Consider the following 13,866-nt stretch of genomic DNA (forward strand, 5'->3'; position numbering starts at 1 on the left):
GAGAGTGCGAACCCCGGAGAAATTCAGCGGCGCAAGGCCCGGCAACTCCGCACCGGGCGACATCTCCCTCTGGATGCTCTTCCCGCTCTTTTTCGCCGCTGTCTATCTCTCCCATCTCACCCTCCTTCGTCTCCCTTATTTCTGGGATGAAGGCGGCTACTACATTCCTGCCGCGTGGGACTTCTTCCGCACCGGCAGCCTCATTCCGCAGACCACCGTCACCAACGCCCATCCACCGTTGCCTTCCATCCTGCTTGCGGCGTGGTGGCATCTGTCGGGATTCGTCGTCAGCGGCACGCGAACGCTCGTCTGCATCGTCAGCGCCTCGGCCCTTCTCGGCGTCTACAAACTCACACGAACTCTTGCCGGAGCCACCGCAGCCGCAGTCGTCACCTTCCTTACCGCAATCTATCCCATATGGTTCGCGCAAAGCACGCTCGCACACGCCGACATCTTCGCCGCCGCCTTCACTCTCTGGGGCCTCGCCTTCTACTTCGACCACGACGAGGCAAATCGAAGCACGACAAAGAGCCAAATCCTCGCGGCCGTCATGTTCTCTCTCTCGGTCCTCTCCAAAGAGACCGCGATCATCACTCCTGCGGCGCTCGCGCTATGGGAGGCAATCCTCTTCCTGCAAACCCAAGACAAAGCCTCCAGCAGACGCGAAACCCTGCGCTGGCTGGCTGCGCTCCTCTTCCCCATCGCACCGCTCGTAGCCTGGTACGCCTACCATTACCACCGCACCGGTTTCATCTTCGGCAACCCCGAGTTTCTCCGCTACAACGCCACCGCGAACCTCAGCGCCTACCGCATTGCTCTCTGCCTCTGGCACCGCTTCCTGCACCTGACGACGCACATGAACCTGTTCGTCCCGGTCGTTGCCACAGTAGCCGTCTTCCTGATTCCAGTAACATCCCCCGCGGCTCCACAAGCGATTCGCAAATCCGCGCTCAAGGCCATCGCCGTCATCCTTCTCGCCAACTGGATCGCCTTCTCCATCCTCGGCGGAGCGCTGCTCACCCGCTATCTTCTGCCGATGTACCCTCTGGTGCTGCTCCTCTGCGTCTCGACATGGCGCCGTCATCTGCGCCAGTGGTGGCTCATCGCCGCGCTCAGTACAGCGGCCTTCCTTAGCGGTATCTGGATCAATCCACCCTATGCCTTCGCGCCGGAAGACAACCTCACCTACCGCGACATGATCGTTCTGCACCAGCAGGCCGTCCAGTTCATCGAGCACAACTACCCTCAGGCCACCGTCCTCACTGCATGGCCCGCAACGTCCGAACTCTCCCGTCCCGAGATCGGCTACACCCACCACTCCATCAAGACCGTAGCCATTCCCAACTTCTCCATCGAGCAGATGCAGAAAGCCGCAGCCGACCCCGGAGCCTACGACACCGCCTTCATCTTCTCTACTAAATGGGAGCCACCACCCGGCACCATCAACCTCGGCAAGCCAAACGAATCCGAAGACACGAAGTTCTTCGACTTCCACCACGACATGCATCCCGCCGCCGCCGCAGCCCTTCTGCACGGAGAGGTCGTCTGGCAGGCTCACCGCAAGGGCGAGTGGGCCGCCGTCCTTCGCTTCCCCCGCTCGGTAGACGCATCGCTCACGCTGCCGCGCTAACGTCCAAGCTCTATACTCATAGCTGTGCTGAGACCGTTAAACCTGCGCTCGATTCTCCGAAAAAAATGGCTGCCCGCTGCACTCCTCCTGTGCTGCTCCCTTGGCCTCTTGCCCCGCGCACATGCGGCACAAAACGCTGCTGACGCTGAACCGCCTCAGGCGATGGGCCGCGTCGTCCTTGTGCTCCCCTTCGACAACCGCTCCGGCCAGCCCAATCTCGACTGGATCGGTGACTCGTTCCCCGACACGCTGAATCAGCGCCTCACCTCAGCCGGGTTCCTTACTCTCTCCACTGACGACCGCCAGTTCGCGCTCGACCATCTTGGTCTGCCTGTCGACTTCAAGCCCACCCGTGCCACGACCATCCGCATCGCCCAGACGCTCGACGCCAACTTCGTCATCGTGGGCAGCTACACGGTTAGTAACAACCGCATTAATGTGCAGGCGCAGATTCTGAACGTCGACAAGCTCAGTCTGTCGCAGCCACTCGCTGACTCCAGCGATCTGCCGCGCCTGTTCGACGTCGAAAACTCCATTGCATGGACGATCGCAAAACGCATCGATCCCCACTTCAACGTCGCGCAGCAAACTTTTCTCGCCGCTGCAGGTGGCGTTCCCCTCAACTCGTTTGAGAACTACATTCGCGGCATCAGTGCAGCATCGCCACAGGAGCAGATCAAGCGTCTCCAGATGGCCATTGCGTTGACGCCCAATTACGCTGCCGCTCTGCTTGCGCTGGGCAAGGCGCAGTTCACCCAGCGCGAATACGATCAGGCTGCCGCCACCCTCGCCAAGGTTCCTCACAGCGACCGCCGCGCGCTCGAAGCCGGCTTCTATCTCGGCCTCGCCCGCTTCAACTCCGGCAAATATGCCGACGCCGAGACAGCATTCGGCTTCGTTGCCAGCCGTCTTCCGCTTCCCGAGGTCGTCAACAACCAGGGCGTCGCCGCCAGCCGTCAGGGCCACAACGCCGTTCCCCTCTTCCAGCGCGCCTCCACCGCCGACCCCAATGACGCGGACTATCACTACAACCTCGCCGTATCTCTGCTCCGCCAGGGCGATTTTGCCGGCGCGCAGCGAGAGGTCGATGAGACCCTGAAGCTCCGCCCTGCCGACAATGAAGCGGCGTTGCTCAAGGCGCGCATCCACTCCGGCAGAAGCCTCAAGCCCTCTCCAGCAGCCACCCCCAAGGCCGATACAGCCAACGCCGCAACGACCTCATCCGACGACTCCGACTTCGACCCCTTGGAGCGCATTCGCAGGACCTACTCCGAAGCCTCCTTCCATCAGGCAGCCTTTCAGCTCGACCAGATGCGTTCCATGCGACTCGCCAACCTGCCGCCTGCAAAACAGGCTGTTGAATACACGCAGTCGGGCAACGAATATCTCACACAAGGGCTGATTCCCGAAGCCGAGCAGGAGTTTCAGGCGGCCATCACCGCCGACCCCGCCAGTGCCGACTCTCACACCGGACTCGCCCAGGTACGCGAACACACCGGCGACATCGACAACGCGCGCGCCGAGGCGCAAACCTCTCTCAAGCTCCATCCCACCGCTGGAGCGTACACTCTTCTCGCCAAGATCGAACTCGAAGCCAAACAGATGGACGCCTCCGCCGCCGATGTAAGCAGCGCCCTCAAGCTCGACCCCAAAGACCCGGCAGCGCTGGCCATGCGACAAGCGCTGCTCGCGCGCGGACAGCGCATCCCATGAAGACCTCGCTGAAGTTCCTCTTCGCACTCGCCTTCATCCTCTCCTGCCTTCTGCCCGTGGCCGCGCGCGCCGACTCCGCAAAGCCCGTCACCAAGCCGATCGCGGTCAAACTGATCATCCACGACACGGTTCAGCCCATCACCGCCGATTATCTCCAGCGCGGACTCAACGAGGCCGCACGCATCCACGCCAGCGCGGTCATCGTCTCACTCGGCACTCCGGGCGGCCTGCTCGAATCGACCCGCGTCATGGTCGAGTCCATCGAAAAATCTCCTGTTCCGGTCATCGTCTATATCTCTCCCACTGGTAGCCGTGCCGGATCAGCAGGTTTCTTTCTGCTCGAAGCCGCAGACGTAGCCGCCATGGCACCCGGAACCAACGCCGGAGCCTCCCATCCTGTTACAGAAGGCCGTGAGCCCGACGCCATTCTCAAGCAGAAGATCGAAAATGACGCCGCGGCCTTTCTCCGCTCCTACGTCTCTCGCCGCGGACGCAACGTACAGGCCGCCGAAGACGCCGTCCGCAACTCGAAATCCTACAGCGATGAGGAGGCCCTCAACCTCAAACTCATCGACCTCATCGCCAATAATGACCAGACGCTGCTGTCCTCGCTCGACGGCCGCGAGATCAAGCGCTTTGACGGCAGCTCCGAAACCTTTCACCTTCAAGGCGCGACCATCACCACAATCGCGCCCTCGTTGCGTGAGCGGCTCCTCACCCGCCTCACCGATCCCAACCTCGCTGTCCTTATGCTTGTGCTCGGCGGCCTGCTGATCTATCTCGAATTCAACGTTCCCGGAACCATCATCCCCGGCTCCATCGGAACCCTACTCGTTCTGCTCAGCCTCTTCGGCCTGAACCTCCTGCCCATCCGCCACACGGCAGTCCTTCTGCTGATCGCAGCCGTCATTCTGATGGTGCTCGAAACCAAGTTCGCCAGCCACGGCATGTTGGCCCTCTCGGGAACCATCTGCCTTGTCTTCGGCTTAGCTACGCTGGTCAGCTCCTCCGTCCCGGAACTACAGGTCCACACCGGCACCGCAGTCGGCGCGGGCATCGGCTTCGGGGCCATCTCCTTCGGCCTCGCCTGGATCGCCCTGCGCGCCCGTCGCGGCAAAGTCCTCACTGGTCCTCAGGCCATGCTCGGAGCCACCGCCGTCGCACAGACTCCACTTACCCCCAATGGTCAGGTCGAAATCCGTGGTGAGCTATGGCAAGCCTCTCTCCGCAACCATGCCACGCTGCCCGCCGGGGCCACCGTCCTCGTACGCAGCGTCGAGGGCCTCACCCTGATCGTCGAGGCCGCTGGAGATTCCACCCCCTCCTGAGCCGCACCACCACGGCAACCGAGGTAAACTGAAATGAGTATCAGTTCGCGCTAAAAGTAACTAGCCAAAAGTACGATCCTACGATCCAAGGGAGTCTCGTCTCGATGTTGAATGTGTCCCGCCTGTCCTGTGTCTGGAGTGTTTCGCTTTGCCTGCTCGCAACTCTGGCGACACCAACCGCAAAGGCCCAATCCCCCGCCCTCCAGAAACAGCTCGACCGCATTGACTTCAGCGTCAACGGCATCGGCCAGTTCAACGGCAGCGGCAGCGGCATCCCCAAGAGCGGGCCCACTGACGCCAATGGAAACCCTCTCACCGTCGATCTCTCGACCGGAAACACTCTCGGCGCGCTGATCACTATCCGTTACGTCAAATCTCCCTACGTCGGCTTTGAAGGCAATTACACCTACGCTCGCTACACCGAGACCTTCACCCCCTTCGGCTCTCCCACAAGCGGCGGCGCGGCTACAGCGGGCGTTCAGACCAATGCCTCCGAGTACACCCTGGGCTACGTCGCCCATACGCCGAAGCTGTTCACGTTGCAGCCATTCCTCTCTGCCGGACTTGGCACCATCGCCTTCCGCCCTACTACCTTCGGTGGCCAGTCACTCCGCGAACAGGCCCGTGCGGCCTACTACTATTCGGCCGGAGTCGAGGACGCGATCTCACCCCACTTCGGTCTCCGCGCCCAGTTCCGCCAGGTCTTCTTCCTCGCCCCTGACTTTGGACAGAACTACCTGACCATCCTTCACCACACCTCGACCTACGAGCCTGGTGTCGGTTTCTACCTCCGCTTCTAATTCACTTCCAGAAGTTATCCGCAGCCCGGCGAAATCATCCTTCGCTGGGCTGAAAACTTTAAGCTACAAACTCCAGCCGCCCCTTCGCCATCACCGAGTGCCGCGCTGCCGCGTCTCTCCCCGGAAAGTCGTTCCGGTAATGCGCTCCCCTGCTCTCCTCCCGTCCCAGCGCCGCAGCAACGATCAATCCAGCCACGGTATGCAGATTGCGTGCCTCCAACGCTCGCCGGAACATCCCTCGCGGCATCGTCACCGCCAGCGCATCCAGACCACGCTGGGCCTCGTGCAATCCATTCGCATCACGCAGCAGCCCGGCGTACTTCCACATCAAATCCCGCAGCTCTGCAATCCACCGCTCCGTAGCCTTCTCTCCGGTAACGGAACCTGCCACAGCGGTTGTTGTCTCCGCGACCTGTTCCCCGCCAACTCGCTCCTGTTCCACGCCGTCATTGGCGATCATCGCCTCCGCCGCCAGCACCCCAAACACCAGCCCCTCCAGCAGCGAATTGCTGGCCAGCCGGTTCGCTCCATGCACTCCCGTACAAGCCACCTCGCCCGCTGCATAAAGCCCCGGCAGCGAACTCCGTCCATGCACATCCGTCCTTATGCCGCCCATCAGGTAGTGGGCTGCTGGACGCACCGGGATCAAATCCCGTCCTAACTCCAGCCTGTACTTCGCCAGAAACTTCGAGATCCCCGGAAACCGCGCCTGCAGGTCCTTTTTCACATGGCGCATGTCCAGATAAACCTCGCCATCCATCCCTTCGTGCGTGATCGCCCGCGCCACCACATCTCTGGGAGCCAGCTCCAGCAGCGGATGATACCGCTCCATGAACCGCTCACCTTTGGCATTCACCAGATACGCGCCCTCGCCCCGCAGCGCCTCGCTCATCAAAAACCGCGGCGCACCCGGCGCACTGAACGCCGTGGGATGAAACTGGTAGAACTCCATATCGCTCACCTCGGCGCCCGCCCGGTAAGCCATCGCAATGCCGTCCCCCGTAGCTACCGCCGGATTGGTCGTGTCGCTATAGACCTGCCCTGCGCCACCACTGGCCAGCAGCACCGCCTTCGCTCGAACCACGCGCACGCCGCCCTCGCCGTCCAGCAGCGTAGCCCCCGCCACGCGTCCGCCTTCCACGAGCAGATCGACGCCGGTCGTCCACTCCATCAACTCAATCGAATCCATCTCCCGCACATGCCGCAGCAGTGACACGGCAATCTCTTTACCCGTAGCATCCCCATTCGCATGAAGAATCCGCGACCGGCTATGCGCCCCTTCGCGTGTCCGCATCAGTTCGCCATTCTCGCGATCGAACTTCGTACCCCACGCCAACAACTCTTCCACCCGTCGCGGCCCCTGCTCCACCAGCACCGCCGCCGCCTCGCGATTCACCAGGCCATCGCCCGCGCTCATCGTGTCTTCCAGATGCAGCGCGACGTCCTCCTCGCCTCCCATCGCCACAGCAATGCCGCCCTGCGCATAAGCTGTATTCGACTCCGCCAGCTCTTCCTTGGTGACGACCATCACCCTGCCCACCCGCGCCAGGCAAATCGCCGCACTCAGACCCGCAATTCCCGCACCCACTACAAGAAAATCAACTTGTTCCATCTCTCGATGCTACTGCAATACTGGTTGCTGGTTGCTGGTTGCTGGTTGTTGATCGTTGATCGCTGCCTACCCAGAACTCACGTCATCTCGACCGGAGCGAAGCGGAGTGAAGAGACCGCTGTATTTCGTCTTTGCCTGTTCCTAATCGGTGTCATCCGTGCAAATCGGTGTTAAGCCTTTCCCCCGCACCTCAACCAGCCATTATTCCTGCGATACCATGGAAATACCGTGCCCGTCATCTCACTCAAGACGCCCTCCGCCGCTTACGACATCACCATCGCCTCCAGCCTGCTGCGCACCCTCGCACCGCGCCTCAACAAGCTCGCAAAGGGACGCCGCTTCATCATCACCTCGCCCGAGATCTGGGGCCTCTGGCACAAACAAGTCCTGGCTTCGTTCAAAGAAACACCCACCGTCCTCTTCCTCCCATCAGGCGAAGCACACAAGCGTCTCGCCAGCGTCGAGTCCCTCGCGCAGCAGCTCGCCACCGCCGGGGCCGACCGCGACTCGCTCCTCATCGCCTTCGGCGGCGGTGTCATCGGCGACGTCACCGGATTCCTCGCCGCCATCTATATGCGCGGCATCCCCTACGTGCAAATCCCGACAACATTACTCGCACAGGTCGACTCCTCCATCGGCGGCAAGACCGGAGTCAACCTCGTCGCCGGAAAAAATCTCGTCGGCAGCTTCAACCATCCCCTCGCCGTCTTAGCTGACACCGATATCCTCGCCACCCTCCCGCCCGAGCAGCTCCGCGCCGGGCTGCAGGAGTCCGTCAAAGCCGGAATCATCCGCGATCCCAAACTCTTCAAATACATGGAACAGAACGCCGACGCCATCCGCAAGGGAGACGCCAAGGCGCTCACCCACGTCGTTACCGCCAGCGTCCGCGTCAAGGCCGACGTCGTCGCCAACGACGAGCGCGAATCCGGCCTGCGCATGATCCTCAACTACGGCCACACTATCGGCCACGCCATCGAGGCCGCCACCAGCTACAAGCAGCTCCTCCACGGCGAAGCCGTCGGCTGGGGCTCCATCACCGCCACCCACCTCGGCTTGTCGCGCAAACTCATCACGCAGGCGCAGTCCGATCGCATCATCGCGCTCATCCTCCGCTATGGCCCGCTGTCGCCCTTCAAAGCCACAGCCGCAAAATTAGTAGCCCTCACCTCCAGCGACAAAAAGAACCGCAGCGGCACCCTCTCCTTCATTCTTTCCACCGGCATCGGCACCGTACAGATCGTCCGCGACGTCACCCAGCCTGAGCTCCTCGCCGCCACAGAATCCATGCTTGCCCTGATGCGCCAACATACCGCAGCACCCAAGCCCGCTGCGGCACGAAAGCGCAAGCGGTAATGTCAGCACAGCAAAACATACCGGAACACACCACCGGAGCCCGCCCCACCGGCACCACCACCGATCAGGACGCCGCCGCGAACGTCCAGCAGATGTTCGACACCATCGCGCCGAAGTACGATCTGCTCAACCACGTCCTCTCGGTCGGCATCGACCGCTGGTGGTGGTCGCGTGCCGCCCGCACCTTCCGTCCCATCCTCCAGCGCCCCGAGTCCGTCGCCCTTGACCTCTGCTGCGGCACCGGCGACATGACCCTCGCCTTACTCAAGCATCGCCCTAACCAACAACCAGTAACCAAGAACCAGCAACTAATAGCCCCCCTTCTCGCCGTAGACTTCTCCCACCAGATGCTCTCCCGTGGAGCCGAGAAGTTCGCCCCGCACAACATCATCCCCATCGAAGCCGACGCCCTGCATCTCCCCATCGCCGACAACTCCATCGACCTCGTCACCTCGGCCTTCGGCTTCCGCAACCTGAGCAACTACGAGGCTGGCCTCGCAGAGCTCCACCGCATCCTCCGCCCCGGTGGCCAGATCGGCATCCTCGACTTCAACCAGCCCACCGGCCTCACCGGAGCGTTCTACAACGTTTACTTCAAACAGATTCTGCCCCGCTTCGGCGGGCTCATCTCGGGAGACCCGGCGGCCTACACCTATCTCCCCGACTCCGTGGGTCGCTTCCCCAGCCCATCGCGCATGATCGAGCTGATCCAGCAGGCGGGCTTCACCGATACCACCTGGACCAGCTACACCTTCGGCACCGCTGGCCTCTACCGCGCCACCAAACCCTGAACCATATAGCATCTTTATCATGGCTCCTGTTATGACGCCCGAAGAAGCAGCGCGCACACACGCAGCCAAGCGTTCCGCCGCGCTGTTGTCCGTCTTCGCCGCGCTCATCATTACGCTGCTCAAGCTGATCACCGGCATCTTTACCGGCTCTCTCGGTATGCTCTCCGAAGCGGCCCACTCCGGCATCGATCTCGCCGCAGCAGCTATCACCTTCTTCTCCGTACAGGTCTCCGACCGTCCCCCTGACGAAGACCACAACTACGGCCACGGCAAGATCGAAAGCCTCTCTGCCTTCGTCGAAACTGTGCTGATGCTCGGTTCCTGCGTCTGGATTCTGACCGAGGCCATCCGCCGCATCCTCTTCCACCACAACCTTGCGCTCACCTTCTCCGCATGGCCCTTCGCCGTCCTTCTGCTCTCCATCACCGTCGATTACTCCCGCTCCCGCACCCTGCATCGCGTCGCCGTACAGCATAAGAGCGAGGCTCTCGAAGCCGACGCCATCCACTTCCGCACCGACATTTGGTCCTCCTTCGCCGTCCTCCTCGGCCTCGGCGCAACCTATGCAGGCAAGCACTGGCACCTTCCCTTCCTCGAACTCGCCGACCCCATCGCGGCCCTCATCGTCTCCGGCATCATCCTCCGCGTCAGTTGGCAGCTCGCCCGCCGCACCATCGACGCACTGCTCGACGCTACCCCCGCCGAGACCCGCGCCCAGACCCGACGCGACCTTATCCGCGACCTCGCCGCCATCGACGGCGTTCTCTCCGTCGACCGCGTCCGCACCCGCCGCTCCGGCTCCAGCTACTTCGCTGACGTCACCCTCGGCATGCCGCGCAAGCTCACCTTCCAGCGCTCCGAGCAGATCACCGCAGCCGCCACCGCAGCCGTCCAGCGTCACCTACCCGACGCCGACGTCGTGGTCCACTCCGTCCCCACCGCTTCTCTGGCCGAGAGCGTCCACGACCGTATCCGTGCCGTCGCCGCTCGCTCCAACCTCACCATCCACGATGTCAGCGTGCAGGAATACAACGGAAACCTCCACGTCGAACAGCATCTCGAAGTCGATGAAACCATGCCACTTCGAGATGCCCACGCACTGGCCACCAGGCTGGAGTCCGACATGCGTCGCGAGATTCCCGCCATCGCCACCATCCTCACCCATATCGAGAGCGAACCCGCCACCATCGAGCGTCCCGCTTCGCTCGAGCGCGACCGCCAGCTCGAAGTCCGCCTTCGCCGCGCTGCCGCCGCATTTCCCGAGATACTCGACATCCACGAGGTCTTTGTCACTCGCGCCCACACCAATGGAGTCGACCGCATCCAGGTCAGTTGCCACTGTACCCTGCCAGACGACCTGCCTATGGCCCAGGTCCACTCCGTCATCACCGCGCTCGAAGGAGCATTTAAGCTGGATGCTCCGGAGGTCAGCCGCCTGTTAATTCACCCCGAACCTGCCACCGACAACCGCGGCTGAAGACTGTATCCTGACGTTGATGAAGATCTCCAGCATCAACCGCTTTTTCAACATTGTTCTGGGCGCGATGGCGATGCTTGCAGTTGCGCTGATCTCCGCATTCATCACGATGCGTCTCGCCATTCATGGACGCGAGGTCGAGGTTCCCAATCTGGCCGGGCTCACGATCGCTGAGGCCAGCCAGACCGCCAGTTCACAAGGACTCAACCTCAACGTCGAAAACCGCTTTTACTCGAATGACGTTGCTCCCGGCCATATTCTGGCCCAATCGCCGACCTCCGGCGTTACCGTCCGGCGCGAATGGACGGTGCGCGTCACCGAGAGTCTTGGGCCCCAGAAGGTCTCCGTGCCCGATCTGATCGGGCAGACAGAGCGTCCTGCCTCCATCCTGATGCGGCGCCTCACCCTCGATATGGGCACAGCCGCCCAGCTTCCGGTTGATGCCGAAACTGGGATTGTGCTCGCTCAGACGCCTACGCCGAATGCCTCAGGGATTGACCGGCCACGCGTAAGCCTGCTGCTGAGCGCGCCGGAAGACCCTGACTCGACGGCGTATGTGATGCCCTCGCTCACTGGCCTGACGCTGACAAACGCCGCAGCTCGCGCGGCCGCGGCAGGTGTACACATCGCCAGCGTGGAGGATGTCAACCTGCCTGCGCCTACAGTTCCTACAGCTCCAGCAGCTCCCACGACTCCGACTGTTCCTGCGGCTTCAGCGACGCCCATCGCCGCGGCAGCTGTTCCAGCAACGACGGCGGTGCAACCGGGTACGGTAGTGGACCAGAGTCCCCAGGCTGGATACCGCGTGGTAAAGGGCGATGCCGTCCACATTACGCTGACCCACTGATTTTTTAGACCACACCTATTTTGCGGTTTCGAGTACCGTTGCGAAGAAGCCATCGCAGGGATGGACACCCGGAAGCGTCCGCAACGCTCCGTCGCGGATGGCCGACCTGAGGTCGGCATCTTGTCGGAGGGTGTCTGAGTCCGATAACTTCTGCATCAAAGCGTCAACTGGGATTTGAACGATATTTGTTCCGGCGATGACTTCAGCTACCACCTGCTCGCACTCCTCCGGCTCCAGCGAACAGGTGGAATAGACCAGCTTGCCGCCGGGAGCCAGTTGTTTCAAGGCAGCCTTCAGGATCGCCTTCTGCCGGTCTACCTGACGGGAAAACTCTTCAGGCTTGAGACGATGACGAATCTCCGGGTTCCCGGCCAGCGTTCCGGTCCCGCTGCAAGGCACATCGCAAAGGATGAGATCGAAGTTCTGATCGCCGGAGGGAGCTGTGGCATCGGTGACAGCACAGCGGATGCGCTCGGCATAGGCATAGCGGCGGAACCGGGCTTCGGTCTGTGCCAGCCGTTTAGCGCTTACATCGCTGGCCGTGATCGCTGCCGAGGCCATGCGGTGGGCGAGTATGAGGGTCTTGCCACCCGGCGCGGCGCAGCAATCCCATACCGTCTTTGCGTCGGGTGCGGCGGCTGCGGCAAGCTCGGCTACGAGACGGGAGCCATCGTCCATCTGCGGCAGATCGCCACCGTTTTCGGTGAAGAGTGTGCCTTCCGCCGATTCTTTTTGGTCGGCCTCGCAGATCTTCAGCGCAGCCTCGCGGCCATAGGCGGCGACCCATCGCTCCGCCAGCCATTGCGGATGGCCGAGCCGCTCGGAGAAGGCCGCGACCGATTCAAAGACGCGCTGGCCGGGCTTCTGCGCTGCTGCCAGCTTGCGCAGGACCGCATTGACCATTCCTGTGGCGTGGGGCTGGCCTGCGGCGCGGCATAGTTCAACGCTCTCGCTGAGGGCAGCGTGCGCGGGGATGCGGTCGAGGTGCAGAAGCTGGAACGCGCCCAACCGCAGGGCAATTGAGACCGGCTCCGCCAGCCGCTGCTCCGGCCTTTGCAGCAGCGTGCGGATGCGGGCGTCGAGAGCGATCTGCCAGCGCAGGACTCCCATGACCAGCGCCGTGGTGAGGTTACGATCTTCGGGAGAAAGCGCTTCGATGCGTGGCGAGTGCAACAGCTCGTCGCTATGGCCTTTGCCTTCGCCTACGAGGGTCAGGATCTCGAACGCCGCCAGCCGGGCTGGGGTGATCTTAGCGATGGCCGCTTCGGCGGTGGCAGTTGGGCCAGCAGAGGCTGGGCGCTTCGCTGGGGCGGGACGCTTTGTCTGCGGAGTCTTTGGCTGAGTCGGCTTGTTCTTCATATCCCCAGCCGTTCCCCACTCTTAACCTGGTAGCCGTTCAGAAATTCGGGAGCGGTCATGCGGCGCTTGCCCTCGAGCTGTACCTCGTCGAGGTAGATGGCTGTGCCGTTACCGCAGAGGGCCATCATGGCATCGCCCTGAACGGCAATCGTTCCGGGCTCGCCTTCGGTGGCTTGGGACGACGCGCGCATCTTGTGAACGATCAGCTTCTTGCCGCGCAAGGTCGTGTGCGCTCCGGGCCACGGCTGGAAGCCGCGCCAGCGATCGTAGATATTGTGGGCCATGCGCGTGAAGTCGATGCGGCCATCGTCGCGCGTGAGGATGGGAGCAAGGGTGGCCCGCGCGTGATCTTGCGGCTGGTGGAAGAGCGACTTGTTGGCAACGCCGCAGAGGGTCTCGACCATCAGTTCGGCTCCGACCTCAGCAAGGCACTCGTAGACATCGACAGCAGTCTCTTCCTGCGCGATGGGAACGACCTTTGCCAGCAGCATATCGCCAGTGTCGAGGCCTGCATCGAGCCGCATGGTAGTGACGCCAGTGACGTTCTCCCCGTTGGCGATGGCCCATTGAATCGGGGCGGCTCCGCGATACTTCGGCAGCAACGAGCCGTGCAGATTAATGCAGCCGTAAGGCGGGAGATCGAGCATCCACTGCGGAATGATGCGGCCATAGGCGACAACAAGGATGGCCTCGGGAAGAATGTCTTCGAGCAGGGCGCGCAGCTCGAAGTTGTTCTTGATCTTCTCCGGCTGCATAACGGGAATGCCATGTTCGAGGGCAACGCGCTTTACAGGAGGCGCCTGCGTCTCCATGCCTCGGCCTGCGGCGCGGTCGGGCTGCGTGACCACAAGGGCGACTTCGTGACCGGCGGCGAGGACGGCTTCGAGGGTGGGGACAGCGAATTGAGGAGTGCCGCAGAAGACTAGTTTCAAAGCTGGGTTCTCATTTCTGGC

At 62.4% G+C, this 13,866-nt stretch carries 11 protein-coding genes; 8 read left to right on the forward strand and 3 right to left on the reverse strand.

Translation table 11 applies throughout. The features are described from left to right. Positions 1-4 precede the first annotated feature (4 nt). From GSQ81_RS10200 to GSQ81_RS10215, 4 genes are all read left to right on the forward strand, one after another. Positions 5-1,630, forward strand: a complete 1,626-nt coding sequence (locus tag GSQ81_RS10200) for a glycosyltransferase family 39 protein (protein WP_254060108.1) — start codon at positions 5-7, stop codon at positions 1,628-1,630. Between the two features lie 108 nt (positions 1,631-1,738). Continuing rightward, on the forward strand, positions 1,739-3,343 hold the full coding sequence (locus GSQ81_RS10205; RefSeq protein ID WP_254060109.1) for a tetratricopeptide repeat protein: 1,605 nt from the start codon (positions 1,739-1,741) through the stop codon (positions 3,341-3,343). After that, complete coding sequence (locus tag GSQ81_RS10210; RefSeq protein ID WP_158910658.1) at positions 3,340-4,671, forward strand: nodulation protein NfeD; 1,332 nt, start codon at positions 3,340-3,342, stop codon at positions 4,669-4,671. Before GSQ81_RS10205 ends, GSQ81_RS10210 begins: the two co-directional genes overlap by 4 nt. Positions 4,672-4,775: 104 nt before the next feature. Next, positions 4,776-5,471: an outer membrane beta-barrel protein gene (locus GSQ81_RS10215; protein WP_158910659.1), complete on the forward strand. Its 696-nt coding sequence runs from the start codon at positions 4,776-4,778 to the stop codon at positions 5,469-5,471. 58 nt (positions 5,472-5,529) lie between these two features. Here GSQ81_RS10215 and nadB read toward each other — a convergent pair whose 3' ends face one another. Continuing rightward, on the reverse strand, positions 5,530-7,083 hold the full coding sequence (nadB, locus tag GSQ81_RS10220; RefSeq protein WP_158910660.1) for an L-aspartate oxidase: 1,554 nt from the start codon (positions 7,081-7,083) through the stop codon (positions 5,530-5,532). A 228-nt stretch (positions 7,084-7,311) separates the two neighbouring features. Between nadB and aroB the strand changes: the two genes are divergently transcribed. From aroB to GSQ81_RS10240, 4 genes are read left to right on the forward strand one after another with little or no spacing between them, the layout of a single operon-like run. After that, positions 7,312-8,439 (forward strand): 3-dehydroquinate synthase, encoded by a 1,128-nt coding sequence (aroB, locus tag GSQ81_RS10225; RefSeq protein WP_158910661.1) that lies wholly within the window; start codon positions 7,312-7,314, stop codon positions 8,437-8,439. Beyond that, complete coding sequence (ubiE, locus tag GSQ81_RS10230; protein ID WP_158910662.1) at positions 8,439-9,230, forward strand: bifunctional demethylmenaquinone methyltransferase/2-methoxy-6-polyprenyl-1,4-benzoquinol methylase UbiE; 792 nt, start codon at positions 8,439-8,441, stop codon at positions 9,228-9,230. The genes aroB and ubiE overlap by 1 nt, the downstream gene beginning before the upstream one ends. Before the next feature lie 19 nt (positions 9,231-9,249). Continuing rightward, positions 9,250-10,707 (forward strand): cation diffusion facilitator family transporter, encoded by a 1,458-nt coding sequence (locus GSQ81_RS10235; RefSeq protein WP_158910663.1) that lies wholly within the window; start codon positions 9,250-9,252, stop codon positions 10,705-10,707. A 19-nt stretch (positions 10,708-10,726) separates the two neighbouring features. Next, positions 10,727-11,554, forward strand: a complete 828-nt coding sequence (locus GSQ81_RS10240) for a PASTA domain-containing protein (RefSeq protein ID WP_158910664.1) — start codon at positions 10,727-10,729, stop codon at positions 11,552-11,554. A gap of 15 nt (positions 11,555-11,569) precedes the next feature. On the opposite strand, the gene GSQ81_RS10245 is transcribed toward GSQ81_RS10240, so the two are convergent. Together GSQ81_RS10245 and fmt are read right to left on the reverse strand one after the other, a co-directional pair. Continuing rightward, positions 11,570-12,913 (reverse strand): transcription antitermination factor NusB, encoded by a 1,344-nt coding sequence (locus GSQ81_RS10245; RefSeq protein WP_158910665.1) that lies wholly within the window; start codon positions 12,911-12,913, stop codon positions 11,570-11,572. Next, positions 12,910-13,845: a methionyl-tRNA formyltransferase gene (gene fmt / locus GSQ81_RS10250; RefSeq protein WP_158910666.1), complete on the reverse strand. Its 936-nt coding sequence runs from the start codon at positions 13,843-13,845 to the stop codon at positions 12,910-12,912. The genes GSQ81_RS10245 and fmt overlap by 4 nt, the downstream gene beginning before the upstream one ends. Positions 13,846-13,866: the final 21 nt, after the last annotated feature.

Source organism: Granulicella sp. L56 (assembly GCF_009765835.1).
GTDB lineage: Bacteria > Acidobacteriota > Terriglobia > Terriglobales > Acidobacteriaceae > Edaphobacter.

Coding starts and splice junctions, on each gene's coding strand:
- GSQ81_RS10210 (WP_158910658.1), top strand. CDS start 3,340: ATGAAGACCTCGCTGAAGTTCCTCTTCGCACTCGCCTTCATCCTCTCC.
- GSQ81_RS10215 (WP_158910659.1), top strand. CDS start 4,776: ATGTTGAATGTGTCCCGCCTGTCCTGTGTCTGGAGTGTTTCGCTTTGC.
- nadB (WP_158910660.1), bottom strand. CDS start 7,083: ATGGAACAAGTTGATTTTCTTGTAGTGGGTGCGGGAATTGCGGGTCTG.
- ubiE (WP_158910662.1), top strand. CDS start 8,439: ATGTCAGCACAGCAAAACATACCGGAACACACCACCGGAGCCCGCCCC.
- GSQ81_RS10235 (WP_158910663.1), top strand. CDS start 9,250: ATGGCTCCTGTTATGACGCCCGAAGAAGCAGCGCGCACACACGCAGCC.
- GSQ81_RS10240 (WP_158910664.1), top strand. CDS start 10,727: ATGAAGATCTCCAGCATCAACCGCTTTTTCAACATTGTTCTGGGCGCG.
- GSQ81_RS10245 (WP_158910665.1), bottom strand. CDS start 12,913: ATGAAGAACAAGCCGACTCAGCCAAAGACTCCGCAGACAAAGCGTCCC.